General features: G+C 74.5%; 27 protein-coding genes. 4 read left to right on the plus strand and 23 right to left on the minus strand.

The annotated features are described in order from the left end of the window. Nucleotides 1–48: 48 nt before the first annotated feature. The 3 genes from ACFWPT_RS17950 to ACFWPT_RS17960 form a co-directional block, all read right to left on the minus strand. Nucleotides 49–1,659 (minus strand): cation acetate symporter, encoded by a 1,611-nt coding sequence (locus tag ACFWPT_RS17950; protein ID WP_063349621.1) that lies wholly within the window; start codon nt 1,657–1,659, stop codon nt 49–51. Further along, complete coding sequence (locus ACFWPT_RS17955; RefSeq protein WP_063349620.1) at nt 1,656–2,012, minus strand: DUF485 domain-containing protein; 357 nt, start codon at nt 2,010–2,012, stop codon at nt 1,656–1,658. The genes ACFWPT_RS17950 and ACFWPT_RS17955 overlap by 4 nt, the downstream gene beginning before the upstream one ends. A gap of 261 nt (nt 2,013–2,273) precedes the next feature. Next, nucleotides 2,274–3,317, minus strand: a complete 1,044-nt coding sequence (locus tag ACFWPT_RS17960; protein WP_380376478.1) for a zinc-dependent alcohol dehydrogenase family protein — start codon at nt 3,315–3,317, stop codon at nt 2,274–2,276. A 158-nt stretch (nt 3,318–3,475) separates the two neighbouring features. On the opposite strand from ACFWPT_RS17960, the gene ACFWPT_RS17965 reads away from it, so the two are divergent. Further along, nucleotides 3,476–4,471 (plus strand): DEDDh family exonuclease, encoded by a 996-nt coding sequence (locus ACFWPT_RS17965; RefSeq protein WP_380376475.1) that lies wholly within the window; start codon nt 3,476–3,478, stop codon nt 4,469–4,471. 31 nt (nt 4,472–4,502) lie between these two features. Then, nucleotides 4,503–5,309, plus strand: a complete 807-nt coding sequence (locus ACFWPT_RS17970) for an SURF1 family protein (RefSeq protein ID WP_063349618.1) — start codon at nt 4,503–4,505, stop codon at nt 5,307–5,309. Nucleotides 5,310–5,356: 47 nt separating this feature from the next. On the opposite strand, the gene trxA is transcribed toward ACFWPT_RS17970, so the two are convergent. After that, nucleotides 5,357–5,689, minus strand: coding sequence for a thioredoxin (gene trxA, locus ACFWPT_RS17975; protein ID WP_063349617.1), 333 nt, complete (start codon nt 5,687–5,689; stop codon nt 5,357–5,359). 3 nt (nt 5,690–5,692) lie between these two features. Beyond that, nucleotides 5,693–6,118 (minus strand): MerR family transcriptional regulator, encoded by a 426-nt coding sequence (locus ACFWPT_RS17980; RefSeq protein ID WP_063349616.1) that lies wholly within the window; start codon nt 6,116–6,118, stop codon nt 5,693–5,695. 178 nt (nt 6,119–6,296) lie between these two features. Between ACFWPT_RS17980 and ACFWPT_RS17985 the strand changes: the two genes are divergently transcribed. Then, on the plus strand, nt 6,297–7,067 hold the full coding sequence (locus ACFWPT_RS17985; protein WP_063349615.1) for an SDR family oxidoreductase: 771 nt from the start codon (nt 6,297–6,299) through the stop codon (nt 7,065–7,067). Nucleotides 7,068–7,109: 42 nt separating this feature from the next. On the opposite strand, the gene ACFWPT_RS17990 is transcribed toward ACFWPT_RS17985, so the two are convergent. The 9 genes from ACFWPT_RS17990 to ACFWPT_RS18030 all read right to left on the minus strand — a co-directional run bounded on the left by ACFWPT_RS17990 (nt 7,110) and on the right by ACFWPT_RS18030 (nt 14,101). Then, nucleotides 7,110–7,751, minus strand: coding sequence for an alkaline shock response membrane anchor protein AmaP (locus tag ACFWPT_RS17990; protein WP_380482683.1), 642 nt, complete (start codon nt 7,749–7,751; stop codon nt 7,110–7,112). Then, nucleotides 7,748–8,344 carry a DUF6286 domain-containing protein gene (locus ACFWPT_RS17995; protein WP_380376468.1) on the minus strand — a complete coding sequence of 199 codons (597 nt, stop codon included), beginning with the start codon at nt 8,342–8,344 and terminating at the stop codon, nt 7,748–7,750. Before ACFWPT_RS17995 ends, ACFWPT_RS17990 begins: the two co-directional genes overlap by 4 nt. Then, on the minus strand, nt 8,341–8,688 hold the full coding sequence (locus tag ACFWPT_RS18000; RefSeq protein WP_380376466.1) for an Asp23/Gls24 family envelope stress response protein: 348 nt from the start codon (nt 8,686–8,688) through the stop codon (nt 8,341–8,343). Before ACFWPT_RS18000 ends, ACFWPT_RS17995 begins: the two co-directional genes overlap by 4 nt. Then, nucleotides 8,688–8,879: a hypothetical protein gene (locus ACFWPT_RS18005; protein WP_063349611.1), complete on the minus strand. Its 192-nt coding sequence runs from the start codon at nt 8,877–8,879 to the stop codon at nt 8,688–8,690. Before ACFWPT_RS18005 ends, ACFWPT_RS18000 begins: the two co-directional genes overlap by 1 nt. 52 nt (nt 8,880–8,931) lie before the next feature. After that, the gene (locus ACFWPT_RS18010) at nt 8,932–9,447 is read right to left on the minus strand and encodes an Asp23/Gls24 family envelope stress response protein (protein WP_380482743.1); all 516 of its coding nucleotides are present in this window, start codon (nt 9,445–9,447) and stop codon (nt 8,932–8,934) included. Between the two features lie 217 nt (nt 9,448–9,664). After that, complete coding sequence (locus tag ACFWPT_RS18015) at nt 9,665–10,471, minus strand: enoyl-CoA hydratase/isomerase family protein (protein ID WP_380376463.1); 807 nt, start codon at nt 10,469–10,471, stop codon at nt 9,665–9,667. Between the two features lie 232 nt (nt 10,472–10,703). Further along, a complete protein-coding gene (locus ACFWPT_RS18020) occupies nt 10,704–10,937 on the minus strand; it encodes a helix-turn-helix domain-containing protein (RefSeq protein WP_030059940.1) in 234 nt (77 codons plus the stop codon). A 327-nt stretch (nt 10,938–11,264) separates the two neighbouring features. Then, nucleotides 11,265–12,863: a ribosomal protection-like ABC-F family protein gene (gene abc-f, locus ACFWPT_RS18025; RefSeq protein WP_063349609.1), complete on the minus strand. Its 1,599-nt coding sequence runs from the start codon at nt 12,861–12,863 to the stop codon at nt 11,265–11,267. Nucleotides 12,864–13,069: 206 nt separating this feature from the next. After that, complete coding sequence (locus ACFWPT_RS18030; protein WP_380482685.1) at nt 13,070–14,101, minus strand: hypothetical protein; 1,032 nt, start codon at nt 14,099–14,101, stop codon at nt 13,070–13,072. A gap of 360 nt (nt 14,102–14,461) precedes the next feature. On the opposite strand from ACFWPT_RS18030, the gene ACFWPT_RS18035 reads away from it, so the two are divergent. Further along, a complete protein-coding gene (locus ACFWPT_RS18035; protein WP_380482687.1) occupies nt 14,462–15,742 on the plus strand; it encodes a glycoside hydrolase family 26 protein in 1,281 nt (426 codons plus the stop codon). A 22-nt stretch (nt 15,743–15,764) separates the two neighbouring features. Here ACFWPT_RS18035 and ACFWPT_RS18040 read toward each other — a convergent pair whose 3' ends face one another. The 9 genes from ACFWPT_RS18040 to ACFWPT_RS18080 all read right to left on the minus strand — a co-directional run bounded on the left by ACFWPT_RS18040 (nt 15,765) and on the right by ACFWPT_RS18080 (nt 26,630). After that, the gene (locus ACFWPT_RS18040) at nt 15,765–16,925 is read right to left on the minus strand and encodes a GNAT family N-acetyltransferase (RefSeq protein WP_380376453.1); all 1,161 of its coding nucleotides are present in this window, start codon (nt 16,923–16,925) and stop codon (nt 15,765–15,767) included. Beyond that, a complete protein-coding gene (locus ACFWPT_RS18045; protein WP_380482689.1) occupies nt 16,922–17,791 on the minus strand; it encodes a Wzz/FepE/Etk N-terminal domain-containing protein in 870 nt (289 codons plus the stop codon). The genes ACFWPT_RS18040 and ACFWPT_RS18045 overlap by 4 nt, the downstream gene beginning before the upstream one ends. A 49-nt stretch (nt 17,792–17,840) precedes the next feature. Then, complete coding sequence (locus ACFWPT_RS18050; protein WP_063349605.1) at nt 17,841–18,956, minus strand: glycosyltransferase; 1,116 nt, start codon at nt 18,954–18,956, stop codon at nt 17,841–17,843. Continuing rightward, complete coding sequence (locus tag ACFWPT_RS18055) at nt 18,953–19,867, minus strand: polysaccharide deacetylase family protein (protein ID WP_380482691.1); 915 nt, start codon at nt 19,865–19,867, stop codon at nt 18,953–18,955. Before ACFWPT_RS18055 ends, ACFWPT_RS18050 begins: the two co-directional genes overlap by 4 nt. Continuing rightward, nucleotides 19,857–21,596 (minus strand): lipid II flippase MurJ, encoded by a 1,740-nt coding sequence (locus tag ACFWPT_RS18060; RefSeq protein WP_380482693.1) that lies wholly within the window; start codon nt 21,594–21,596, stop codon nt 19,857–19,859. The genes ACFWPT_RS18055 and ACFWPT_RS18060 overlap by 11 nt, the downstream gene beginning before the upstream one ends. After that, nucleotides 21,593–22,906, minus strand: coding sequence for an O-antigen ligase family protein (locus ACFWPT_RS18065; protein WP_380482695.1), 1,314 nt, complete (start codon nt 22,904–22,906; stop codon nt 21,593–21,595). Before ACFWPT_RS18065 ends, ACFWPT_RS18060 begins: the two co-directional genes overlap by 4 nt. 5 nt (nt 22,907–22,911) lie before the next feature. Then, nucleotides 22,912–24,435: a sugar transferase gene (locus ACFWPT_RS18070; RefSeq protein ID WP_363369067.1), complete on the minus strand. Its 1,524-nt coding sequence runs from the start codon at nt 24,433–24,435 to the stop codon at nt 22,912–22,914. A gap of 378 nt (nt 24,436–24,813) precedes the next feature. After that, a complete protein-coding gene (locus tag ACFWPT_RS18075) occupies nt 24,814–25,968 on the minus strand; it encodes a glycosyltransferase (RefSeq protein WP_380482697.1) in 1,155 nt (384 codons plus the stop codon). A gap of 221 nt (nt 25,969–26,189) precedes the next feature. Beyond that, complete coding sequence (locus ACFWPT_RS18080; protein WP_063349600.1) at nt 26,190–26,630, minus strand: SRPBCC family protein; 441 nt, start codon at nt 26,628–26,630, stop codon at nt 26,190–26,192. Between the last annotated feature and the right edge of the window lie 65 nt (nt 26,631–26,695).

Here is a 26,695-nt window from a genome sequence, read left to right on the forward strand (position 1 = left end):
GCGGGCCGGGCCAGCATAGTCATCGCCGGTCGGTCGGTGGGCGCCCGGTCAGTGGGCGCCCAGCCCGGTCAGCGCCCGAACCTCCAGTTCAGCGTACTTCGCCGGGTCGGGTCGGTCCTTGGACAGCAGGGTGGCGATCCACCCGGCCAGGAAGCCGATCGGGATGGAGACCAGGCCCGGGTTCTCCAGCGGGAACCAGTGGAAGTCGGTGTCCGGGAACAGCGAGGTCTTCGCGCCGGAGACCACCGGGGAGAAGACCACCAGCACCACCGAGCTGATCAGGCCGGCGTAGACCGAGCTGACCGCGCCGGAGGTGGTGAAGCGCTTCCAGAACAGCGAGTAGAGCAGGGTGGGCAGGTTCGCCGAGGCGGCCACCGCGAAGGCCAGGGCGACCAGGGCGGCGGTGTTGAGCTTGCCCGCGAAGAGGCTGAGCACGATGGCCACCGCGCCGATCGCGACGGCGGCCCACTTCGCCGAGAGCACCTCCTGCTTCTCGGTGGCCTTGCCGCGCCGGATCACGTTGGCGTACAGGTCGTGCGCGAAGGAGGCGGAGGACGCGAGGGTGAGTCCGGCGACCACGGCCAGGATGGTGGCGAAGGCGACGGCGGAGATCACCGCGAGCAGGATCGCGCCGCCGGTGGTGCCGGAGCCTCCGCCGAGCACCTCGGCCAGCTGCGGGGCCGCCGTGTTGCCGGAGGCGTTGGCCGCCTTGATCGCCTTGGGGCCGACCAGCGCCGCCGCGCCGAAGCCGAGCGCCAGGGTCATCAGGTAGAAGACGCCGATGATGCCGATCGCCCAGAGCACCGACTTCCGGGCCGCCTTGGCGGTGGGCACGGTGTAGAAGCGGACCAGGATGTGCGGCAGGCCGGCGGTGCCGAGCACCAGCGCGATCCCGAGGCTGATGAAGTCGAGTTTGCTGGTGTCGCTGGCCCCGTACTTCAGCCCCGGTTCGAGGAAGGCCGCGCCCTTGCCGCTCGCACTGGCGGCGGCGCCGAGCAGTTCCGAGGGGTTGAAGTGGTACTTGGCGAGCACCAGGACGGTCATCAGCGCGGTGCCGGCGATCAGCAGCACGGCCTTGACGATCTGCACCCAGGTGGTGCCCTTCATGCCCCCTATCACCACGTAGACGACCATCAGCGCGCCGACCGCGACGATGGTCCAGCGCTTGGCGGCGTCCCCGTTGACCCCGAGCAGCAGGGCGACCAGCGTCCCGGCGCCGACCATCTGGGCGAGCAGGTAGAAGATCGACACCACGATGGTGGAGACGCCCGCCGCGGTGCGCACCGGGCGCTGGCGCATCCGGAACGCGAGGACGTCCGCCATGGTGAAGCGGCCGGAGTTGCGCAGCGGTTCGGCGATCAGCAGCAGCGCGACCAGCCAGGCGACCAGGAAGCCGATCGAGTAGAGGAAGCCGTCGTAGCCGGAGAGCGCGATGGCGCCGGCGATGCCGAGGAAGGACGCGGCGGACATGTAGTCGCCGGAGATGGCCAGGCCGTTCTGGAATCCGGTGAAGCCGCGGCCGCCGGCGTAGAAGTCGGCCGCGTCCTTGGTCTGCCGCCCGGCCCAGACGGTGATCGCGAGGGTGGCCAGCACGAACAACCCGAAGAGGGTCATCGTGATGCCGCGGTGCTCCGTGGCGGAGCTGGCGAGCAGGGTCATTCGGCGGACTCCCGGGGAGCGTGGACGACGGCGCCGTGGGCCTCGCGGATCGCGGCGGCGGTCGGGTCGATCCGCCGGTCGGCGTAGCGGGCGTACCAGGCGGCGATGGCGAAGGTGGTGACGAACTGCAGCAGCCCCAGCACCAGGGCCACGTTGATGTGCCCGACGACCTTGGCGCCCATCAGGCCGGGCGCGTAGCAGGAGAGCAGCACGTAGAGCAGGTACCAGAGCACGAAGCCGATGGTGACCGGGAAGGCGAAGCTCCGGAACGAGCGCCTCAGGGTACGGAACTCCTCGCTCTCATCGATGAGTTGGACTTCCGTAGGGGTAGTGGTGATCGGCGGCGAATCCACTCTGTCTCTCCTCACTCCTTCGGCGTAGCGGTCGCACACGGGGAACGATCGGACGTGAGGGGCGTCACAATCCGTGTGCGCGCCGCGCAATGCTAGGAGCGTCGCGTCCGCCCCGAAAGGGGTTGACCGCGATCAGCCAGTCGTTCACCCTCTCGCACTATCCAATTGGCCGAAAACCACCACTCGCGCCACTTCACGACACCGCCGCCACATGCCGAAGGGGCGGCACCGTCCAACAGTGCCGCCCCTTCTGACGCATCGTCAGAAAGTGATCCGGACCTTCAGCGCCGAGCGGTCGTCCATCGCCCGGTACCCGTCCGGGACACCGTCCAGGCCCACCGTGCGGTCGAACACCAGACCCGGCTCGATGGCCCCGGAGAGGACGTCCGGCAGCAGGTCGGGGATGTAGGCGCGGGCCGGGGCGACGCCGCCGTTGAGCGAAACGTTTCGGCCGAACATCTGACCGATGTCGACGCCCGCACTGCCGCCGTGCGGAACGCCGACGTAGCCCACCGCGCCGCCGTCCCGGGCGATCGAGACGGCCGTACGCATCGACTCCTCGGTCCCGACCGCCTCCAGGACCGCGTGCGCACCCTGGCCGCCGGTCAGCTCCTTCACCGCCTCGATCCCGGCCTCGCCGCGCTCGGCCACCACGTCGGTCGCGCCGAAGCGCCGGGCCAGGTCGGTGCGGGCGGTGTGCCGGCCCAGCGCGATGATGCGGTCCGCGCCCAGCCGGTGCGCCGCCAGCACGCCGCACAGGCCCACCGCGCCGTCGCCGACCACGGCGACCGTCACGCCCGGGCGCACCCGCGCCGACACGGCGGCATGGTGCCCGGTGGCCATCACGTCGGACAGCGCCAGCAGCCCCGGCAGCAGCTTCTCGTCGCCCGCGGCCTCCTTCGGCAGCTTCACCAGCGTGCCGTCCGCGAACGGCACCCGCACCGCCTCGCCCTGACCGCCGTCGGAGCCGACCTCGCCCCAGAACCCGCCGTGCGGGCAGGAGGTCTGCAGGCCCTCCCGGCAGAAGTCGCAGCTGCCGTCCGACCAGACGAACGGCGCCACCACCAGGTCGCCGGGCGCGAAGCCGCGCACCTCGGCGCCCGCCTCCTCGACCACGCCCAGGAACTCGTGCCCGATCCGCTGCCCGGCCACCCGCTGGGCCACCCCGCGGTACGCCCACAGGTCGCTGCCGCAGATGCAGGCGTTCACCACCCGCACCACGACGTCCGTCGGGTGCTGGATCACCGGGTCCGGGACCTCTTCGATCCGGATGTCATTGGGGCCGTGGATCACGGTGGCGCGCATGGGAGTTCGTCCTTACGGAGTCGGCCGCCGGGGGGTGTCGGCAGCCGGTTGACGGCGTCGACCGGCTAGGCGACGCCTATGCGGAATACTCTATTCCGGTCGCTCGGCCGGAACATTTCGACCGGACGCGGGCCCGACGGCGCTTATCCTGTTGGACCATGCACCCGATCCAGCCCGAGACGTACGGCGCGCCGCGGACCGTCCAGGTCCCCGCCCAGCGCACCGCCGCCCCCGCCGAGGGCTTCGCGGTGGTCGACGTCGAGACCACCGGCCTCGGCCGCTCGGACCGCGTCATCTCGGCGGGCGTCTACCAGCTGGACCCGGACGGCGAGGTCACCGACCACTGGTACACCCTGGTCAACCCCCAGCGGGACCCGGGCCCGGTCTGGATCCACGGCCTCACGTCGGAGCTGCTCTCCGGCGCCCCGACCTTCCCGCAGATCGCCGACGAGTTCGCCGACCGGCTGAACGGCCGGGTCCTGGTCGCCCACAACGCGCTCTTCGACTGGAACATGATCTCGCGCGAGTTCTCCCGGGCCGGCCTGCGCGCCCCGGTCGAGCAGCGGATCTGCACCATGGTGCTCTCCCGCGACCTGCGGCTGCCGCTGCCCAACGGCAAGCTGTCCTCGCTCGCCGCCCACTTCGGCGTCCGCCAGCAGCACGCCCACAACGCCCTGGACGACGCCCGGGTGCTCGCCGAGGCGTTCCGCCCCAGCCTGCACCTGGCCCGCCAGGGCGGCGTCCCGCTGCCGGTGCAGGCCTGCGTGGCCGTCACCGACCTCGGCGAGGACGAGCCCGCCACCCCCGGCCGCGCCTCCTGGACCGGCGCCGCCTACCGCCAGGCCAAGAAGCGCCCGCCCTGCCCGTACCCCAACCCGGGACGCTGGGAGGACGGCAAGCCGCTGGTGCAGGGCATGCGGGTGGCCTTCACCGGCGACACCGCCACCGACCGGGAGCTGCTGGAGGACCGCGCCGCCGAGGCCGGCCTGCACATCGCCACCTCGGTGAGCCGGCTCACCAGCCTGCTGGTCACCAACGAGCCGGGCAGTTGGAGCGGCAAGGCCCGCCGGGCCCGCGAGGTCGGCACGCCGGTGGTCGGCGAGGACGCCTTCCTCCAACTGCTCCGCGAGGTCGCCCCGCACCCCGGTGCGTGAGCCGGATGTGAAGTCGGCGTACCGTGCCCATGTGTACCGTTTTCTGCTGACCCGCCAGTGGCTGATCACCATGCTGATCGCGCTGCTGCTGATCCCCGCGACGATCGAGCTGGGCTTCTGGCAGCTGCACCGCCACGAGTCGCGGGTGGCCCGGAACGACCTGATCGGCAAGGCCCTCACCGTCGCCCCCGTGCCGTTCGACACGGTGTCGTCGGCCCCCGGCTTCGCGGTGCCCAAGGACCTCATCTGGCACCCGGTGACGGCCACCGGGCAGTACGACACGGCGCACGAGTTCGTCGTCCGCAAGCGGACCGACTCCAGCGGGGACACGATCGGCTACTTCGTCATCACCCCGCTCAAGCTCTCCGACGGCAGGGGCAGCATCCTGGTCAACCGCGGCTGGGTGGCCGGCGACGGCGGCGCCACCGCCTACCCGACCGTCCCGGCCGCCCCGACCGGCGAGGTCTCCCTCACCGGTCGGATGCGCGCCGACGAGACCACGGGCAGCAGCGGCATCAAGGACCGCGCCGGCCTGCCCGACCGGCAGTTCAACCTGATCAACACCGAGCAGCAGGCCAAGGAGACCGGCGTCACCACCGTGCTCGGCGGCTACCTGGAGCTCACCGCCACCACCCCGGCCCCCGCCGACCAGCCCGAGCTGATCCCCGAGCCCAACCACTCCGACATCGGCCCGCACATGGCGTACGCGATCCAGTGGTGGCTGTTCACCGCGATGATCCCGGTCGGGGTCGGGGTGCTGGCCCGCCGCGAGGCCAAGGACCGGGCCAAGCAGGCCGCCGAGGCCGAGGTGCCGGTCGAGGCCGTACCGGCGGCCTGAGGCCCCGGCCCGAGGCCCCTACCCGGGGGAACGCCCCGGAGAACCGCCTACAGCACGTCCTCCAGCTCGCGCAGCAGCCGCGCCTTGGCCCGGGCGCCGACCACCGAACGCACCGGCTCGCCGCCGCGGAACACCATCAGCGTCGGCATCGACAGCACCCCGTACGCCGCCTGGGTGCGCGGATTGCGGTCCACGTCCACGCTGACCACCCGCAGCCGGTGCGCCTCCTCACGGGCGACGTCCGCCAGCACCGGCGCCATCATCCGGCACGGCGGGCACCAGTCCGCCGTGAAGTCCACCAGCACCGGCCCTTCGGCCGCCAGCACCTCCGCGGCGAACGTGTCGTCCGTCACCGCGGGCACCCCTGGGATCTGCACCATCGTCTACTCCTTCGCCCATTCGTTCGCCAGTTCACAGCGCGGCGGCTGTCCGGAGGGCTCGGCCGCCAGCCCGTCCCGGGCCCGTACCGCCCGGTCGAACTGCCCGGCCACCTGGGCCCGGACGTCCTGCAGCCGGGCGATGCACTCGTCCAGTTCGGCGAGCTTGCGCCGGTACACCTCCAGCGAGGCCGGGCAGGAGTCGCCCTCGGGGTGGCCCGCCTGGAGGCACTCCACGAACGGGCGGGTCTCCTCCAGGCCGAACCCGAAGTCCTGCAGCGTCCGGATCTGCCGCAGCAGCCGCAGGTCCTCCTCGTCGTACGCCCGGTAGCCGTTGCCCGCCCGGCGGGCCGGCAGCAGGCCGAGCTGCTCGTAGTACCGCAGCGCCCGGGTGGTCGTCCCCGCCCGCTCCGCCAGCTCCCCGATCCGCATCCCCGCACCCGCTCTCCCGGCCCGCCTCCGCACGCCGCCGGGACCGACGGTAGACCTTGACCCGGACGTCAACGCCAGCCCGTACACCGCCCGCCCTCCACCACCCCCCGGCGCCACGTCACCCCGCCCCAGCCCCCGGCCCTCCCCCTCGCGCCCGCCACCCGGCAGGATGGTCCCCATGGATCTTGGACTGAAGGACAAGGTGTACGTGGCCACCGGCGCCACCCGGGGCCTCGGCTTCGCCGCCGCCCGGGAGCTGGCCGCCGACGGAGCACGGGTGCTGGTCAGCGGGCGCGGCAAGGAGTCCGTGGCCGCCGCCGTCGCCGAGCTGGACGCCATCGGCGGCGCCGGGACGGCCCACGGCCTGGCCGCCGACAACGCCGACCCGGCGACCGCCGAACGGCTGATCGCCGAGGCGACCGGGCACTTCGGCCGGCTCGACGGCGTGCTGATCAGCGTCGGCGGCCCCCAGGCCGGCCCGGTGGCCACCGCCCCCGAGGAGGCCTGGCGCGACGCGTTCGAGTCGGTCTTCCTCGGCGCGCTGCGGCTCGCCCGCGCCGCCGCCGCAGCCCTCGGCGAGGGCGGCGTGATCGGCTTCGTGCTCTCCGGCTCGGTGCGCCAGCCGATCCCCGGCCTGGGCATCTCCAACGGCCTGCGCCCGGGGCTGGCGATGGCCGCCAAGTCCCTCGCCGACGAGCTCGGCCCGCGCGGCATCCGGGTGGTGGGCCTGCTCCCGGCCCGGATCGACACCGACCGGGTGCGCGAGCTGGACTCCCTGGGCGGCGACCCGGACGCCGCCCGCGCCCAGGCCGCCGCGACCATCCCGCTCGGCCGCTACGGCACCCCGGAGGAGTTCGGCAAGGTCGCGGCCTTCCTGCTCTCCCCCGCCGCCTCCTACCTGACCGGTGTGATGATCCCCGTCGACGGCGGCGCCCTGCGCCCCCTCTAGGACGCACACGGGGGCGGGCGTCGGGCTCCGCCCGCCCCTGGTTCACTCCACCCGCGGGGGCCTGCGCCGCCCGCGGCGCCGTCGCGACTCGGGCCGGGCGGCCTGGAGGATCCGGATCCGCAGGTCGGCGGGGAGTTCCGGGAGGCCCAGGCTGGTCCGGGCGTCGGTTCGCGGGCCGGTGTCGAAGTGCTCCACCAGGGCCGCCGGATCGCCACCGGGAGTGAGCCGGACGGCGCACCGCAGCCGCGGGTGCCCGGGTGCGCGCACCAGGCGTACGCCCGCGCGCTCGACTTCGGGGAGCGTGGCAGTCCCGGTCTCCAGCGCCTCTTCCAGCGCCCGGGTGCGGACCCGCAGCCGGAGTCCGGTGGCACCGGGCGTCGGCACGACGAGGCCGGCCGGGCCGCTGCGCCGCAGCTGCGCCACCAGCCACCAGGCCGTGCCCGCGACCACCACGGCCAGCCCGCCGATGATGGTGGGCCACCACCAGGCCGAATCCGCCCAGCGGGTGCGCGAGCGGGCACTGAGCACCGGCTGGTCCGGGGAGGTGAGCGGCCACCAGCCCGGCGGGTCGGCGCCGAGGCGCCGGTACAGGTCGAGCCCGCCGGCCAGCACCAGCACGCCGGCGGCCAGCAGCACCGCCCCGACCACACCCAGCAGCACCCGGTTGACGGCCGTCCGCCTCATCCCGCCGCCCCCACCCCGGGCGCCGCCCGCACGTCCAGGCGCAGCGGCCGGGCCAGCGTCACCCGTGCCAGCTCGTCGCGCAGTTGGCGCTGGACCGACACCGGGTCCGCCGCCCCGATGAGGGTGACCCGGACGCGCCGGCGGCTGATCCGGATCCGCAGCTGGTCGATGCCCTGGAGTCCGGCGGCGCGGTCGGCGAGCAGGTGCCCGATGCCGGCCCGGTCGATGACGGCGCCGGTGTCGCCGTGCCGGCGCAGCGGGAGCCAGCGGCCGAGACCGGGGGCGAGGGCCAGCCAGAGCAGCACCCCGCCGAGGAGGACGGCGGCGCCGGCACCCACTAGCGCCCACAGGTAGTCGAGGTGACGGGTGGCCAGTTCGTCAGCGATCCGGGCGCGCCACCGGCGGGTCGGGTACCCGGCGCGGACGGCGATCACGTCGTACAGCAGCGCGCCCGCGAGCACCAGCAGCACGGTGGCGACGAGCGCCGCGACGACGGCCCGCGGCGCCCGCGGCCGCCGTACCTTCTCCGGCGGGGGCCCGTCCCCGGCCGCCGTCGCCTCCTCCCCGGGCACCGGTTCGCCCCCCGCACTCATGACACTCCCCCGGTCACCAGCCGCTCCACGACGACGACCACCTCGGACACCCTGGTCCCGGTGAACCCGGCGACCTGCGCGGCGACGCGTTCGCGGACGGCCCGGGCGAGCGCCGCGAGGTCGGCGGGGAAGGGCAGTGCGACGGCGACCCGGACGGTCACGGTGCTGCCGGGCGTGGCCACCGAGACGGCGGGCGGTGCGCCCTGGGCGGTGCGGCCGGTCCAGGCGTCGGCGAGGGCCTCGCGGGCGGCCCGGGCCGCGATGCGGGCGTAGACGCGGTCGGCGATCCGGAGTCGGCCCCGGGCGGCGGGTTCGCGGCGGGCACTGGTGGTGGGAGCCGCCATCAACGGCGCCGGTCGCGGCCGCGGAGCAGGTCGCCGAGGTCGCCCAGCTCGATGTCGCCCTCCAGCAGGCGGCCGGCCACGAAGCCGACCAGCCCGAGCGCGGCGACCAGCAGGAACGCCGCGAAGCCGCCGAAGTACCCGGCGAAGCCGAGGGCCATGCCCACCACCAGGCCGACGATGGCCAGGTTCATCCGCTACTCCTCGTCCTCGCTGCCGCCCGCCGCCGGGCGCTTCGTGGGCTCGCTACTTGAGCTTGGGCCGCTGCCCCGCGACGACCGTCTCCTCTTCCTCCTCCTCGACGTCCGGCTCGTCGGGGAGGTGGACGTCGTTGACCGCGATGTTGACCTCGACGACTTCCAGGCCGGTCATCCGCTCGACCGCGTCGATGATGTTCTCCCGCACCTGCCGGGCGAGTTCGGGGATGACCACGCCGTACTCGACGACCAGGGCGATGTCGATGGCGGTCTGCTTCTCGCCGACCTCGGCCTTGATGCCGCGCCCGACGCCGGACTTGCCGCCCGGCACCCGGTCGCGCATCGCGCCGAAGGTGCGGGCGAGGCCGGAGCCGAGGGCGTGGATGCCGTTGACCTCGCGGGCGGCCATCCCGGCGATCTTCTCGACCACGCCGACGGCCAGCGCCGTGCGGCCGCGCTCGCCGGTCGGCTTGCCGGCGTCGGTCGCGGCGGAGGCGGCGGACGCCGAGGACGGCGCGTGGACGGCGGAGCCGGCGGCCGCGACGTGGCCGGGGTTCTTGTGCATGGTGGCGGGGGTCGGAGTGTCAGGCATGGGGGCGCATCTCCCGTCGTACGGCTCCAGCTATATCGCAAATCCCCATAACTCTGGCATTTCGCCACGTTCCGCGCCCGCCGGGGAGGGCCGCCGGGACGCCACCGGGACGCTTCCGGGAACGTCGAGGGCCCGGCCCGGGGAGCACACCCCGGGCCGGGCCCGTTCACACGACGCAGCCGGACAGGTCCTAGTCGCCGATCCCGGCGAGGTCCCGAAGGCGGCGGGCCTGCGCCGCCCGTTCGGCCGAGCGCTGCTCGTCGAAGGAGCGGCCGGCGGCGCCCTGGAGCAGGGCCTTGGTCTCGATGACGGCGTTGCGCGGCGCGGCCAGCAGGGCGGCGGCGAGGTCGCGGGCGGCGGCGTCCAGTTCCGCACCGGGGACGGCCAGGTTGGCCAGCCCGATGGCGGCGGCCTCCTCGGCGCCGATCCAGCGGCCGGTGGCGCAGATCTCCAGCGCCCGGGCGTAGCCGACGAGTTCGGTGAGCGGCTTGGTGCCGGCCAGGTCGGGGACGAGGCCGAGCGAGGTCTCCTTCATGGCGAACTGGACGTCGTCGGCGACGACGCGCAGGTCGCAGCCGAGGGCGAGCTGGAAGCCGGCGCCGACGGCATGGCCCTGGACGGCGGCGATGGAGACCAGGTCGGGGCGGCGCCACCAGGTGAAGGCCTGCTGGTAGGAGGCGATGGTGTCGTCGAGCTCCTGGTCGGGGGCGCCGGCGAGCTGGAGGAAGGTGGGCTCGCCGGGGATGCCCTCGGGGGTGAACATGGCCCGGTCCAGGCCCGCCGAGAAGGAGACGCCCTCCGCGCGCAGCAGGACCACCCGGACGCCGCCGGGCAGGTCGCGGCCGGCGGCGGCGAGGGCGCGCCACAGGGCGGGCGACTGGGCGTTGCGCCGCTTGGGCTGACACAGGGTGACGACGGCGAGCTCACCGTCGATCTCCAGGCGGACGCCGTCCTGCTCCCAGCTCGGGGCCTGCGGGTCGGTGGCGGGGGCGGTCATGCGGGGACCTCCGGTGGCGAGGGGCTTGGCTACCGGAGAGTAACAAACCTGGGCGCGCGGCGGCAGGGCGCCGGCCCGGAAAGATCGACGGAAGGGGGGCGCCCGGGGGTGGACGACACCCCGGACATGACGATCGGCGGCCGGTCCACTCGACCCGAGGGCGGACGATCGGTTCTCGTCTCCCCGGTCGGCGCCCTGCCGCCGCGCCATTCAGCCATAAGCTGACGGACCGTCAGGAACCGGCCCCGGCGGTCGCCTTGTTCTTGCCACGCGTGGCACCACCGCGGCCCCGGAGAATGACTCCGGACTCGCTCAGCATCCGGTGCACAAAGCCGTACGAACGACCGGTCTCCTCCGCGAGAGCGCGAATGCTCGCCCCGGAGTCGTACTTCTTCTTGAGATCGGCCGCGAGCTTCTCACGCGCGGCACCGGTTACCCGGCTGCCCTTTTTCAGAGTCTCGGCCACCCGTGCCTCCTCGTAGCGTTGCTCGGTCAGATTCCCATGATCACCCATCCACCGCGTCCTGGCCACCCATTCGGCAAGGTCGATGTCGGGAATGCGTGGTCCTGCGGTGGTGATCCGAGCGCATCAGGGCGCTCACGTAGAGTGCGCGCCCCCAGGCGGATTCCGCCGTCCGCCGAGAAAGGGCTGATCAGCAGTGTCGGCCCGACCACGATCGAGTGGCGGGCCGACAGGAAGTCCTTAAACGGAATCCAGGCTTTCTTCATTCCCGGACACGCCGTAAGTACTAGTTTTTCTGGTCCTAAAAGCGGAGATCGCGTCTACACCCGGTCAGGCCAGCGAGACCAGATCGGCGTACGCCGGGCTCCAGAGGTCCTCGACCCCGTCCGGCAGCAGGATGATCCGTTCCGGCTGGAGCGCCTCGACGGCGCCCTCGTCGTGGGTGACCAGCACGACCGCGCCGCTGAACTCGCGCAGCGCGCCGAGGATCTCCTCACGGCTGGCCGGGTCGAGGTTGTTGGTGGGCTCGTCGAGCAGCAGCACGTTGGCGCTGGAGACCACCAGCGAGGCCAGCGCGAGCCGGGTCTTCTCACCACCGGAGAGCACCCCGGCCGGCTTGTCGACGTCGTCGCCGGAGAACAGGAAGGAACCGAGGATCTTGCGGATCTGCACCAGGTCGGTGTCCGGCGCGGAGGAACGCATGTTCTCCAGCACCGTGCGGTCCGGGTCCAGGGTCTCGTGCTCCTGGGCGTAGTAGCCGATCTTCAGGCCGTGGCCCGGGATCACCTCGCCGGTGTCCGGCTGCTCCACCCCGGCGAGCATCCGCAGCAGGGTGGTCTTGCCCGCGCCGTTGAAGCCGAGGATGACGACCCGCGAGCCGCGGTCGATGGCCAGGCCGACGTCGGTGAAGATCTCCAGCGAACCGTAGGACTTGGAGAGCCCGCTGGCCGTCAGCGGGGTCTTGCCGCAGGGCGCCGGGTCCGGGAAGCGCAGCTTGGCGACCTTGTCGTTCTGGCGCACCTGCTCCAGGCCGGAGAGCAGCTTCTCGGCGCGGCGGGCCATGTTCTGCGCGGCGACCGTCTTGGTCGCCTTGGCCCGCATCTTGTCGGCCTGGGAGTTGAGGGTCGCGGCCTTCTTCTCGGCGTTGGCCCGCTCGCGCTTGCGGCGCTTCTCGTCGTCCTCGCGCTGCTGCTGGTACTGCTTCCAGCCCATGTTGTAGACGTCGATGGCGGAGCGGTTGGCGTCCAGGTAGAAGACCTTGTTGACGACCGTCTCGACCAGGTCGACGTCGTGCGAGATGACGATGAAGCCACCCTTGTAGGTCTTCAGGAAGTCCCGCAGCCAGACGATCGAGTCGGCGTCGAGGTGGTTGGTGGGCTCGTCGAGCAGCAGCACGTCGGAGTCCGAGAACAGGATCCGGGCCAGCTCGACGCGGCGGCGCTGACCACCGGAGAGGGTGTGCAGCTCCTGGTTCAGGATGCGGTCCGGCAGGCCCAGGGCGGCCGCGATGGTGGCGGCCTCGGCCTCGGCGGCGTACCCGCCCTTGGTGAGGAACTCGGTCTCCAGGCGCGCGTACTTCTTCATCGCGTTGTCCCGGGTGGCGCCCTGGCCGTTGGCCATCCGGTCCTCGTTCTCGCGCATCTTCCTGAGCACGGTGTCGAGGCCGCGGGCGGAGAGGATGCGGTCCTTGGCGAGGACGTCCAGGTCGCCGGTGCGCGGGTCCTGCGGGAGGTAGCCGACCTCGCCGGAGCGGGTCACCGTGCCCGAGGCCGGCATGCCCTCGCCGGCCAGCACCTTGGTCAGTGTGGTCTTGCCGGCGCCGTTGCGCCCGACCAGGCCGATCCGGTCGCCGGCGGCGACCTTGAAGTTCGCGGACTCGATCAGGATCCGGGCACCGGCGCGCAGCTCAAGGGCGTTGGCGGAAATCATGGCGGAAACTACTCCTGGGACGTGGGCGGGCGGCCGGACGGGGCCCGGGGCCGGGCATCGGGAAGGGGCGTCGTCGGTGGTCGGCACAGCGCACGGGGCGGTGCCGCGCGCCCGCTATTGCCCGGAGAAGTCAGCCATGACGGCAAGTCTACCGGGCCGCGCGGGAACCCCCGGGGCTACCGCCCGGGGGTACCGGCGGTCCGGCGTTACTGCTGGGACTGCTGGGACTGCTGGGACTGCTGAGGCTGCTGCGCCTCGGGCTGCGCGGGCGGCTGGTCGCCCGCCGGGGCGTCCTGACCCACCGGGGCGTCCTGGGCCGGACTCGCCGCCGGGTCGGTGCAGCCGCCCTGCGGACGGACCGCCGCGAACGCGGACGGGCTGCCGCAGGCCGCCTCGGGGGCGGCCGCCTTGGTGTCGAACACCCGGGCCGGAACGATCGGGCCGTCGGTGATCAGCACCCGGCTGCCGTCCAGCGCCTTGATCGAGGCGCTCGGGCCGGTGTTCAGCTGCCAGCCGGTGCTGTCCAGCCGGTACCCGTTGATGCCGCCGGAGACGGCCTGCCCGGCACTGTTGGTGCAGCCGCGCGGGACGAGCACGGCGTACTCGGTGCCGACCGTGCGCAGCGGGTCGTAGACGCAGCCGCCGGGCGGCTTGGAGTTGTAGCGCAGGTCGCCGTCGGCGTCGCGCAGGCCCATGGTCAGGTTCGGGGTCACCACGGCCACCCAGGCGGAGGCTCCCTGCGGGACGGTGTGCAGGGCCGCCGCGGCCCGCTCCTGGGCCAGCTCCTTGCGCTGCGCGTCGGTGCGCTTGTCGGCGCCGGGCTCGCCGTCGCCGCGCAGCCAGTCCGCCAGGCCGGGCACCGCCCGGTGCCAGCGCACCTCGTGGTCGCCCGGGCGCACCGAGGTGACCAGGCCGTCGTCCCAGACCACGATGGCGTTGTCCCCCGCCATCGACAGGTACAGCGCGGTGGCGCCCTCGCGGCGGTAGGACCAGGCCTGCTCGCCGCTCTGCCGGTGGAAGGCCTCCAGTCCGGGGCCGACCTTCAGGTCCAGGTCGGCCGTGCTCAGCGACTGTGTGCTGACCGGCGTGGCCTCCGCCTCGCCCGGCCCCGCCACCCGGTCGCCGAACGGCACCGGCTTGTTGGCGTGCGCCGCCGCACCGGCCGCAAGGACCAGCATCACCGCCAGGGCAGGCAGGATCGAGCGGGGGGTCAGTACACGCAGCGGCTTCCAGGACACGGCCGGAGCGTACCTTTCACCGGGCACGCGAGTCAGCCTGGAATTGCCCCCGCCCCACCCCTCGGACCGCGCGTCCGGCCGCGCGCGCCCTCCCCGCGCACCCGCCCGCCCACCTGCACCGTCGGTGCCGAGGCCGGGCCGCCGCCCGCTCCGGGGCCGGGCGCCGGGGCCCGGCCGGACCGTTACAGAGCTGATACACGCGGCAAGACCCGGCCGGGCGTTGCGGCAGACGGCGTTCGAATACCGCCCACTTTAGGGTGACATTCGGCTTTTCCGACGCCCGCCGGGCCTACTGTCGGCGAGCGGAGCGCCACGGTCCGTCCAGCGCGCCCCCGCCCCTCGACGCCCGGAGGAGAGACCATGCGAATCGGCCGCCTGACGCTGGCCGCCGCCGCCCTGCTGCTGATGGCCACGGCCAGCGTCCCGGCCGGGTCGCCGCTCAGCCAGACCGAACGGCACTCCCTCTCCTCGGACGCCTTCGAGCCGCGCGGCGCCGCCCCCCGCCCGCCCGTCCAGCGGCCCAAGCACGAGCCGCCGTTCGGCGCCTTCGTCGGCTCCTGGGACGACTACATCCCGCAGATCGGCCGGTACGCGCAGTGGCTGGGCGACGCCAACCTGCAAGTCGGCCACACCTACCTGGCGGGCAACGGCTGGGCCGACGTCGAGGGCGAGCTGATGGTGCTCGGCATGTGGTCGCAGTGGCGGCTGGCCGACCCGTCCCGGACGCTCGTCCTCGGCGTGCCGATGCTGGTGCCCAACGAGGCGAACGTGCCGGACGGCGAGGTCGCCAAGCTGCTCGCCCAGGGCGCGCGCGGGGACTTCGACCGGCACTTCCTGCGGCTCGCCCACCGGCTGGTCGCCCTCGGCGGCGCGGACACCGTGCTCACCCTCGGCTGGGAGATGAACGGCGTCACCTACACGCACCGCTGCAAGCCCGACCCGTCCGCGTGGAAGGCGTACTGGCGACGGATCGTCGGTGTGATGCGCTCGGTGCCGGGGCAGCGGTTCCGCTTCGACTTCACCCCGAACCGGGGCCTGGACGCCATCCCGTGGACCAAGTGCTACCCCGGCGACGACGTGGTCGACATCATCGGCATGGACAACTACGACCAGCCCGCCGGGGGCACCTTCGACGACTACGTGCGCGAGCCGTACGGGCTGCAGGACCAGGTGGAGTTCGCCGCCAAGCGCGGCAAGCCGGTCTCCTACCCGGAGTGGGGGCTGTTCCGCAACGGCGACAACCCGGAGTTCGTGCAGCGGATGGTCGAGTGGATGCGCACCCACGACACCGCCTACCAGACCGTCACCGACTACTGCCCGCACGGCTTCTTCGAGTGCGACCGCAACCCGCGCTCCGCCGCCCGGTTCAAGCAGCTGATGTCCGGGTCGAAGGGGGCGCCGGCGGTGGTGCCGCCGGCGCCCCAGGCCCCCGTCCAGCCGATCGTCCCGCCGGTGGCGCCGCGCCCGCCCGCGCCGCCGACCGGGCCCGGGGCCCCGAACGTGGTGCCCGGCCCGTCCGCGAGCCCGTCGCCGGGCCCCTCGGCCACCGCGTCGGCGAGCCCCTCCCCGAGCCCCTTCGCGAGCCCCTTCGCGAGCCCCTTCGCGAGCCCCTCGGCGGCCCGGACACCCGCCCGGCGCTGAGCCCGGGCGGGGGCGGACGCGGTCAGCCGCGGCGGCGGGCCAGCAGGGCCTCCTTGAGCCGCGGGAAGCGGGTCCGCAGCACGTGCGCCGCCTGCTGGCGGACGCGCACCGCGCCGGACCGGGCGATGGCCGCCGGCGCGGGCCCGGGCGGACCGAACAGCAGGCGCTGGTTGGACAGCTGGTCCGGCCGCCAGCGCTGCTTGTACGGCTCCTGGCCGCGCAGCAGGCCGAGCAGCGGGACGCCCGCGCCGACCGTCTCGTCCAGGGCCGCGCTGAACAGCAGCCCCGCGATGTCCAGCCGCTCGCGCAGCACCGGGTGCGCGCCGTACATGTACAGGCCGCCGAATGAGGGGCAGAGCAGCAGCAGGTTCACCGCGACCAGTTCGCCGTTCAGCCGGAACTGGTGGACGGTCGCCCTGCCGGTGGCGACCAGGCCGACGGTGGACTCGGTCAGGTGGCGGGCGAAGCGCTCGGTGCGGTGCTCCGGGGTGACGCCGCGCTGCTGCCACTGCAGGAAGTGCAGCCGCAGCAGGCCCTCCAGCGCCGCCGGCACCTCGGCCGCCGACGTCGAGCTGACCTGCACCCCGGCCTCGGCGATCTTGCGCAGCTTCACCCGGCTGCGTTGCGCGGTCTTGCCGGGCACCCGCTTGAGCAGCCGGTCCATCGGGACGGCCGGCAGGTACTGGCAGAGCGAGTCCTGGTAGCGGCGGCGCCGGCCGTGCCAGTGCTCGTACACCCGCTGCACCGCCGCCTCGGGGTGCACCTCGCGCAGCTCCAGGGAGTGCCACGGGCGGGTGAGCGGGAGGGCGGCGGCGAACTCGGCGGCGGCCCGGTCGGCGCAGTCGTCGTCGAGCAGCACGTCCGAGTAGTCGACCAGCCCGGCGCCCAGGGCGGTCAGCCCGCCGAGCGGGCCGCCGCGGCGTCTGAAGGCACCCGCGCCGACCAGCAGGCCGTCCCGGCGGACGAGCACCACCAGCAGGTCGCCCGGACTGCCGTAGTGGCGCCACCAGGAGCGCTGCCAGTCGGCGGCCTGGAAGAAGGTGGCGGTCCGGCAGCGGGCGGCCAGGTCGTCCCACTCCTCGGCGAGGGTGTCCAGGGCGTCGTCCTCGCGGCGCAGCTCGGTGGTCCAGCCCGGCGCCGCCGGCTGGGCCGGGAGGCCGGTGTGCCGGGTCTCAGTGCTCATCGCCCGCTCCCGGCCGCGGCCTTCTCCTTGGCCGGGGGCTCCTCGGCGCTGTTCTTCGCGGCGGCGGGCTTCCCGGGCTGCCCTTCCGCCTCCTCGGCCTTCTCCGCCTCCTCGACCTTCTCCGCCTTCTCCATCTTCTCCGTCTCCTCCGCCTGGCCGGTCCTGCCGGCCTCGTCGGCCTGCCCGGCCCGGTCGGCGGCGGGCGGCTCCTCGCCGCGCGGGCGGGGGGTGGCCGGCGTCGTCGGCTCCACCGGGGCCTCTGCGGGCTCTGCGGCCTCGGCGGCCTCGGCGGACTCCGGCGGGGCGGCCTCGCCCCGGCGGCGGGTCATCATCACCAGGGCCCCCACCAGCAGCCCGGCCGCGCCGCCGACCGCGACGTCCAGCGCGGCGGACGGGGTGGTCGGCTTGTCCGGCTCGGCGGCCGGCGCCAGCGTCACCAGCCGGACGCTGGTGTCCTTGCTGCTCGTGTTGGCGAAGGAGACCAGCGAGCGGGCCACCGCGTCGGCGGTCTGGGCCGCCTCCTGGGGGCGCGTCCCGGTGCCGGTGATCTCGATCATCGGGGCGTCCGGGGAGGTGGTCCCGTGCACCAGGGACTCCAGCTGGGCACGGGTGTGGCCGGTCTCGACGGCCGCCACCGCGAGCACCTGCGGCTGGCCCGCCAACCGCCCGTACGCCTGCGCGAAGTTGGTCGCGGTGGCGGCCTCCCCCGGATTCTGCGGCACCACGAGGACGTAGGCGCTGGCGGCGTACGAGGGGTGCGAAACGACGGCGTACCCGGCGCCGGCCGCGGCGCCCAGCGGCACCGCGAGCGCCACCGGCCACCAGCGGCGGACCAGGTGGCGGGCCCTTCGGCGCGGTGTGGTCATGGGTGTGACTCCTTGGGTATGTGACGGCGGTTCCGGCGGCGGCGGGCGGTCAAGCGCGGGCCAGCCGGTCGTAGAGGGCGCCCAGGTCGGCGGCGACCCGGGCGATGTCGTAGTGGCCGACCGCAGGGGGGTGCGGCAGCGGGTCGGCGTTGTGGTCGTTCAGGTGCCGCAGGTCGCGCAGCGCGGCGGCGTACGCGGCGCCCTCGGAGGGGATCCGGCGGGCCTGCGGGGCGGCGCTGGGCGGCAGTTCGTCGAGCGCCGGGCAGGCGCTGTGCCGCACCGGCAGGCCGGCCGCGAGGCCCTCCAGGATGCCGAGGCCGAAGGTCTCCGCGGTGGAGGGGGCGGCCAGCACGTCCAGGGCGGTCAGCAGGTCGGGCACGTCGTCGCGCTCGCCGGTGAGCACCAGCCGTTCCCGGACGCCGAGTTCGGCGGCCCGGTGCTCCAGCGCGGCGCGCTCCGGGCCCGCGCCGACCAGCACCAGCCGGGCGGCCGGGTCGAGTGCGGCGAGGGCCTCCAGCAGCACCTCGAAGCGCTTGCCGGGGACCAGCCGGCCGACTCCGCCGACCACCCAGCTCCCCTCCGGCAGGCCGAGTTCGGCCCGCAGCCGGCGGCGGGTGGCGGCCCGGTCGGCGGCCGGGCGGCGGTAGCGGGCGGTGTCGATGCCGTTGGGGATCAGCTCGACCCGGGCCGGCGGGACGCCCCAGGAGTGCAGCGTCTGGGCGACCTGCCGGGAGACCGCGACGGTGGTGCTGCCGAGCCGTTCGGCCGCCAGGTAGAGGCCCTTGACGCCGCGGGTGACCGGGCGGCCCTCGATCACCCCGGCGTGCAGCGAGTGCTCGGTGGAGACCACCGCGCGGACCCCGGCGAGCCGGGCCGCCAGCCGGCCGTACAGCTGCGCCCGGTACAGGTGGGTGTGCACCAGGTCGTAGCGGCCGGAGCGGACCAGCCGGACCAACCGGGGCAGCGCACCCAGGTCGCGGTTGCCGCGCATGCCGAGGTGGTGGACGGTCACCCCGTCGCCGCGCAGCGCGGCGGCGACCGTGCCGGGGTTGGTCAGTGCGACCACCTCGCACTGCTGGTGTGCGGGCAAGTGCCGTAGCAGCAACTGGAGCTGGCGCTCGGCGCCGCCCGAGGCGAGGCCGGTGACGATGTGCAGGACCCTCACGGCCGGGCCCCCCGCCGGGCGACCAGGGGGCTTCGGCGCAGCTCGGTGACGGTGTCGCGCAGCCGCTGCCGACCGCGTTTGGCGCGCAGCCGCCAGCCGCCGTCGCGGTCGCCGACGTAGCAGCGGGGCAGCGCGAAGCGGCCGGTGAGCGGGGAGTGCGCGATGGCGCAGGCGTAGTCGTAGCCGGCGTCGCGGACGGCCTGGGTGGCGGGCAGATCGACGGCGCCGTACGGGTAGCAGAAGCCGGTGACCGGGCCGCCGACCACCTCCTCCAGGAGGCGCCGGCTCTCCCGGGTCTGCACCGCCAGGACGTCGGCCGGCAGGCCGGGCAGCGCCTGGTGGCCGAGGCCGTGCGAGCCGATCTCCCAACCGGCGGCGGCGAGTTCGGTGACCTCCTGGACGGTGAGCAGCTGCTTGCGCGGCCCCTCGGTGTCCCAGCCGTTGTCCCGGCCGAGCAGGTCGGCGACCACGTACGCGGTGGCGGTGAAGCCGTACGCCTGGAGGATCGGCACGGCGTGGCGCGCGAAGTCCGCGTAGCCGTCGTCGAAGCTCAGCCCGACCAGCCTGTCGTCCCGGCCGGCGGCCCGGGCCCGCATCAGCTCGCGCACGGAGACGCCGCGCCGCCCGCGCCGGTGCAGCCAGGCGACCTGCTCGGCGAACCGCTCGGGGCTGACGGTCAGCTGGTACGGGTCCTCCTTCTCGACCGCCACCGAGTGGTACATCAGGATCCACGGCGAGGAGGAAGCGGGGCCGGACGGTTCGCCGAGCGGGCGGCGGCTCCTGGACAGCCGCGCCTTCGGCCCGGCGGAGTCGGTGTACGGGAGGTCGCCACGTGGTGCGGCTGCGGCCGGTACGGCCTGGCGGCGGACGCCCGCCTGGGTCGAACGGACGGTTCCCCGTTCATTGTCCATGGGGAAGCTTCCCTTCATCGGCGACGGTTGGCGGGTTCAGGGCCCGGGCCACGGCGAGGACCGGACCGCGCACCTCACGCGCGCCGAGGCCGGTGCCGAGGACGGCGAAGGCCAACGCCACGGTGAGGCCCCCGAGGAGGGTCGAGAGCAGGGGGCCGGTGGCCAGCCCGGCGACGGCGGCGCCGAGGGCGGTGGCGCCACCGGCGGCGGCCAGCAGCCGGGCGTGGCCGCCGAGCACCCGGCGCAGCCGCAGCGGGATGCCGCGCAGCACCAGGCCGTGCAGCAGCAGCGCGGCGGCGACGGTGATGCCGGCCGCGTTCCCGGCGGCGAGCCCGAGGGCGCCGAAGCGGGGGGTGGCGAGCAGGCTGACCACGACGGTGACACCGAGGCCGAGCAGCATCGCGGCGACCGGGAACCAGTCCAGCAGCCGGCGGCCGCCGTCCTCGGTTCCCGGATCGTCGGCCCGGCGGACCACCGGGCGCAGCGAGAAGTACGGGCGGATCATCACGCCGATCAGCGCCTGGGCGGGCAGGCCGAAGCTGTAGACCCGGATGACGGCGGCGGTGGCGGCGGTGTCCCGCGGGCCGAAGGCGCCGCGCTGGAAGAGCAGCGAGACCACCGAGGGGGCGCAGGCCATCAGGAAGGCGGTGCCGACCAGGACGACCGCCGCGGCCTGGCCGAGGTCCTTCTCGACGCGGTCCCGGGCGGCGGTGAGGTCCCCGGCCGCCAGCGCCCGGGCGACCAGCGGGAAGGTGACGGTGCAGATCAGGATGCCGGCCGTCATGGCCAGTTGGGAGACCTTGGCGGCGTAGTTGAGGTGCGAGATGGTGCCGGGCGGCAGCGCCGAGCCGAGGTAGCGCTCGACGAAGACCTGCGACTGCCGGGTCAGGGTGAACGCGGCCACCGGCAGCAGGGCGAACGGCATCAGCACCAGCGCCTTGCGGGAGCGGCGGGCGCGGCCCGCGCCGGGGGGCGATCCCGGGCCCGCGCCCTGGCGCAGCCGGCGCAGGAACGGGGCGACCAGCAGGCCGGCCATCAGCAGGCTGCCGAGCGCGACGCCGAGGGCGGCGGAGCGCACGCCCAGGAAGGACTGGCAGCCGAGCAGCACGGCGAGGATGCCGACGTTGTAGGCGACGTAGATGCCGGCCGGCGCGGTGAAGCAGTGGTGGGCGCGCAGCGCGGCGGCGAGGTAGCCGGCCACGCCGAACGGCAGCACGGTGATCGCGGTGATCCGGGTGCAGGTGACGGCGAGGCCGGGGTTGGCCAGGCCGGGGGCGAGCAGCTCGACCAGCTGCGGGGCGCCGAGGGCGGCGGCCAGCGCGAGCCCGCTGAGCGCGAGCAGCAGCCAGGGCAGGGTGGCGCGGACCAGTTGGCGGACCGGGTCGGGGGCGTCCGGGTCCTCCTCGCGCAGCACCAGGGCGAGCGCGAAGGCGGGCACCATGAGGAAGGACATGGCGTCCTCGATCAGCAGCGGCGCGGCCGTCTCCGGGACGGTCCAGGCGACCAGGAAGGCGTCGGTGCCCTGGTTGGCGCCGAAGTAGCGGGCCAGCAGGAGGTCGCGCAGCAGGCCGAGGCCGGAGCCGGCGGCGCTGAGGACGGCGGTGATGCCGAAGGCCTTGGCGAGGAAGCCGCGCCGGGGGGCCGGATCGGGCCCGGACGGCCGGCCGCCGGCGCGGACGCCGCGCGGGGCGGGCACGGCGGAGGCGAGGGCCGGCTGGTCGGTGGTCATCGCGGGTCGGCCTCCGCGACGCAGGCCCGGGCCGCGAGGCCGAGGACGACGGAGGTCAGCACGGTGGTGGTGCCACCGATGTCCGCGTACAGGAAGTCGACCAGCACCCAGGTGAGCAGGGCCAGGGCGGCGAGGGCCGGGCCGCGGGAGTGGCGCAGGCAGCCGAGCAGCAGGCCGAGGAAGAGCGCGGCGTAGGCGACGATGCCGATCAGGCCCTGCTCGCTGAGCACCAGGAAGTACATGTTGTGCGGGGAGAGCAGCGGTTCGCGCTGGAAGCCGATGGTGGAGTCGGCGGCGTCGCTGCCGGAGGAGAGCCGCAGCGGGGCGTGGCTGTCGCGCAGTTGCTGGAAGGCCTTGGGGCCGGCGCCGTGGACGGGGTGGTCCTGCCAGATCCGCCCGGCGGTGGACCACAGGTCGTAGCGGTCGGAGACGGACTGGTCGGGGGCCGCGGAGACGGAGCCGATCGAGCCGAGCCGCGCGGTGACGCCGGAGGCGCCGAGGCCGAGGCCGCCGACCAGGACGACCGCGCCGGCCAGGCCGAGGACGGCTCCGCGGACGGCGAGCCGGGCGTCGGCGCGCAGCAGCAGCACGGTGGCCGCGGCGGCGGTGGCGATCCAGCTGCCGCGGCTGAACGAGACGGCGAGCGGGAAGGCCAGGAAGGCGGCGGCCGCGAACATGGCGCGGCGCAGCCGGACGTCGCCGCCGGGGCGGCGCTCGGCGAGCGCCAGGGCCAGGGCGGCGAGCAGCCCGTAGCTGACGACCGTGGACATCGCCATGATGTCGAGGGCGCCGAAGGTGCCGACGGCCCGGATCGGCTGGCCGGTGTAGGAGGCGCCGGTCCGGGTGAGGTACTGGTGCGCGCCGACCACGCCCTGGATCAGCGCGGCGAGCACGAAGGAGCCGAGGACCAGCCGCTGGTCGACGCGGTCGCGCAGCGAGCAGAGCACCCCGGCCGGCACCAGGACGAACACCTGGGTGAGCCGGACGAAGCCGGTGAGGCTGGTGGCCGGGTCGATCGAGCCGACGGTGGCGACGGCGGCGGCGACCACGATGCCGCCGAACAGCACGCAGGTGGCGCGGCTGACGGCGGGCAGCCGCCCGCGCAGCAGGTTGAGCGCGGTGAGCGCGACCAGGGCCAGCGAGGCCACGTCGGCGGCGGTGACGTGAACGGCGGCGGCGACGTCCTTCTCGCCGGTGGGCACGCAGACCAGCAGGACGGTCGCCGCGGCGAGCAGGCTGGGCCGGTCCGCGAGCGCGGGCAGCGCCTTGCGTAACGCGAGCCGGGGGACGGCGGGAAGGGTCAGGGCCACGCGGGTCAGCTCCCGTCCGGGTGGAGCATCAGGACCGCGGTGCGGCACAGGATCTTGACGTCCTGCCAGAGGCTCCAGCTCTCGATGTAGCGGTTGTCGAACCGGGCCCGGTCCTCGATCGAGGTGTCCCCGCGCAGGCCGTTGACCTGGGCGAGGCCGGTCAGGCCGACCGGGACGCGGTGGCGGTCGGCGTACTCGGGGTAGGCCTGGCCGAACCGCATGACGAAGTAGGGGCGTTCCGGGCGCGGGCCGACCAGGCTCATGTCGCCGCACAGCACGTTCCACAGCTGCGGCAGCTCGTCCAGCGAGCTGCGGCGCAGCAGTCGGCCGACGGCGCCCATCCGGTGGTCCTGGGAGATGTTCCAGCGGGTCGCCGACTCGTGTTCGTTGCTCGGGCGCAGGGTGCGGAACTTGAGGACGGTGAAGACCTTGCCGTCCAGCCCGGTGCGCTGCTGGCGGAAGAGCACGCCGGGGCCGGTGTCGAAGCGGACGGCCAGCGCGCAGAGCACCAGGACGGGGGCGAGCAGCAGCAGGCCGAGCCCGGCGGCGGTGACGTCCAGGGCGCGCTTGGCGGCCCAGCCGGGGCGGCGCATCGCCGGGCTGCCGACCCGCAGGCAGGGGAAGCCCCACAGGTGGTCGGCTCCGGACAGCGGGCCGGCGGGCAGCGAGCCGTGCTCGCGCAGCGCGGGCACCAGCCAGACCTGGCAGCCGAGCCGGGCGGCGTCGCGCAGGGCGGCGGCGGTCTCGGCCTCGTCGGCGGCGCCGGCGGTGGCGACCACGTGGTGGATCCGGTGCCGGCGGACCTCGCGCTCCAGCACCTCGCGGCCGCCGAGGACGGGCAGGTCGGTGTCGCCGGCGAGCAGCGGCGGGTCGGCGTCGAGGAAGCCGACCGGGCGCATCCCGTACTCGCCGCGCTCGCTGAGGGCGGCGGCGACCCGGCGGCCGAGCCGGCCGGCGCCGAGCACCAGGACGGGGTTGGGGCGGCTGCGGCGGATCCGCCGGACCAGGTGGTAGAGCACGGCGCGGCCGACGGCGGCGATCAGCAGCTGGACGCCGAGCAGGACGGTGAGCCGGGCCGGGGTGGCCGGGCCGCAGTCGGGCCAGCGGCCGTCCAGACAGCCGGCCAGGGTGACGGCGAAGGCGGTGGCGACGACGGCCCGGACGGCCAGCGCGGGCAGTTCGTCCAGGACGGAGAGGGTGAGCCGGGTGCGGTAGAGGCCGCCGACCAGGTTGAGCACGAGCAGCAGGGGCAGGACGGCGGCGGCACCGAGCAGCGGCGCGAGCGGGACGGCGGGGTCGACGGCCCGGTTGGCGAGGCCGGTGGCGGTGCACAGCGCGATCGCGTCGACCTGGACCAGCGCGAGCGGCAGGGCGAGCCGGGAACGGACCGCCCCGCGGGGCCGGCGGGGCGGCGGCACCGTCCGGGTCCGGGCGGATCCGGCCGGACGGTCGAGCAGCCCGGTGCCGGGCCGCCGCGGGCCGGACAGGGACCGACCCGCTCGCGGCACGCTGTCGTGGTCAATGGTCATCAGCGCACGAACTCCCCTGCTGTGTGCCCGGGGTGACGGCGCCCCGGCACCGGATGGCGCGGAGCGGCCGTCCCGGCCCGGTGGGCGCGGTCCTGACAGCACCTGCTACCGCTGGCGGCTTTCGGTCCTCTCGCACCGGGCCCGGCCGCGCGGGGCGCGGCCATGAAGGGCTCAGTCGCGAATTCCCGGCGTGAAATCGAAACGAAGCAGGCGAAATCCGACAATACATAACCGGGCTGCGCAGGCTGGAAGTTGACTTGCCGTTTCATTCCAGCCGCCCATTAATAGGTATTTCGGATTTGACGCCTCGTCCCTATCCGGTTGAGGGTGCGAATACGACGGCGCCGGATCGGCGGGCATTCACGGCATGTGAAACGATCAGATCCGCTCTGGGACACGGGCCCGGCGCCGCCCGGCCGCCGGACCGGCACCCAGCAGATGGCGGTACAGCGCGTCCACCTGTTCGACCACCGTGCGGACGTCATGCCGGGCGACCACGTGATCGCGCAGCCGCGCCCCGCGCCGCTCACACTCGATCGAATCGGACAGCGCTTCCGCCATTCGGGTGGCGAGCGCGGTCACGTCCTCGGACGGCACCACCGCCCGCTCCCGCTCGGCCTGGGGCAGGCACTCCCGGGCGCCCGGCACGTCGGTCAGCAGCACCGGACGGGCCACCGCCATCGCCTCCAGCGGGGCCAGCGCCATGCCCTCCCAGCGCGAGGGCAGCACCACCAGGTCGGCCGCCGCCAGCCACGGCCTCGGATCCGGCACGTCCCCGACCAGCCGGACCCGGGACGGCTCGGCCGACTCCCGGACCAGATCCGCCAGCCGGTTCCCCTCGGGGCCGCCGCCGACCAGCGCCAGCCGGGCCTGCGGCACCGCCCGCAGCACCTCCGGCCAGGCCGCCAGCAGCACGTCCTGCCCCTTCTGCCGGCACAGCCGGCCGACGCAGACCGCGAGCGGGGCGTCCAGGTCCAGGCCCAGCGCGATCCGGGCCGCCCGGCGGTCGGCGGGTGCGTAGTGGCGGACGTCCACGCCGTTGGGCACCACCGCCCAGTCCGCGCTCACCCCGGCGGCGACGCCGTCGGCCCGCTCCTGGACGCTGACGCAGAGCAGGCGGTGCGCCCAGCGGCTGGCGAAGCGCTCCCAGTGCAGGGTGGCGGTGGCCAGCGGGCCCTCGACGGCGGCGAAGGACCAGGCGTGCGGCTGGAAGACGGTCGGCACCGCGCCGCGTACCGCCAGGCGGCCGGCCAGCCCGGCCTTGGCACTGTGCAGGTGGACCACGTCGGGCGCGGCCGCCCGGACGATCCGGCGCAGCCGCCACGCCTCGGCGGCGGTGCCCGGGCCCGGCGAGCGCCCGGCGGGCCAGTCATGGACCAACGCGCCCACGGCGGCGGCCTCCTCGGCCAGCCGGCCGCCGCCCGGGCAGGCGACCAGCACCCGGTGACCGGCCTCGCGCTGCCCCCGGACCAGATCGGCGACGACGCGGGCGACTCCGCCGTCCACGGGCTGTGAAATGTGAAGGATCGTCATATGCACGGCGGCGAGCCTAGGGTGGCTCGCCCGCGCCGGGCGGCCCTCGTCACCCGCAGGTGGCGGGCCGTCCACCCGTACGGCTTTCCGCTCGTACGGGTGGACGGGCCGCTCGAATTCCCGGGCGAATTGCCGCGGGAAAGGCGAACCCGGTGAACCCGGTGAACCCGGTGGACTCGCTGAACCCGGTGAACCCGGTGGACTCGCTGAACTCCGCGGACTCAGCGGACCTCGGCGGCCAGGTTGGCCAGCACCTGGTCGTGGATCCGGTTCAGGCCCTTCGGGGCGAAGGTCCGCTCGAAGAAGCCGCCGATGCCGCTCGCGCCCTGCCAGGTGGCCGAGACGGTGACCTTCGACCGGCCCTCGCCGGCCGCCGAGACGGTCCAGGTGATCACCATGCTGGAGTTGGCGTCCTTCTCCACCAGTTGGTCGGGCGAGGGCGCCGAGACGGTGAACAGGCAGTCCCGCACGCGCTTCTCGGTGGCCTGCAGCTTCCAGTGCACCTGGGTGCCGGCGCCGGTGCCGCCGACCCGGACCTCGTACTCGCTGTACTGCGGGGGCAGCAGCTTCGGGCGGGTCACCTGGTAGTCGGCCAGCGCCTCGTACACCCGCTCGGGGGCGGCGTCGTAGTCCCGCTCGGTGGTGGCCTGCACCTGTCCCATGGCCTTGCTCTCCTCGTCCGTTTGGTCTTCCGATTCTCACCGGCAAGCCAATCACAGCGCCGGGG

Origin of the sequence: Kitasatospora sp. NPDC058478 (assembly GCF_042720345.1) — a bacterium.
Classification (GTDB): Bacteria; Actinomycetota; Actinomycetes; order Streptomycetales; family Streptomycetaceae; genus Kitasatospora.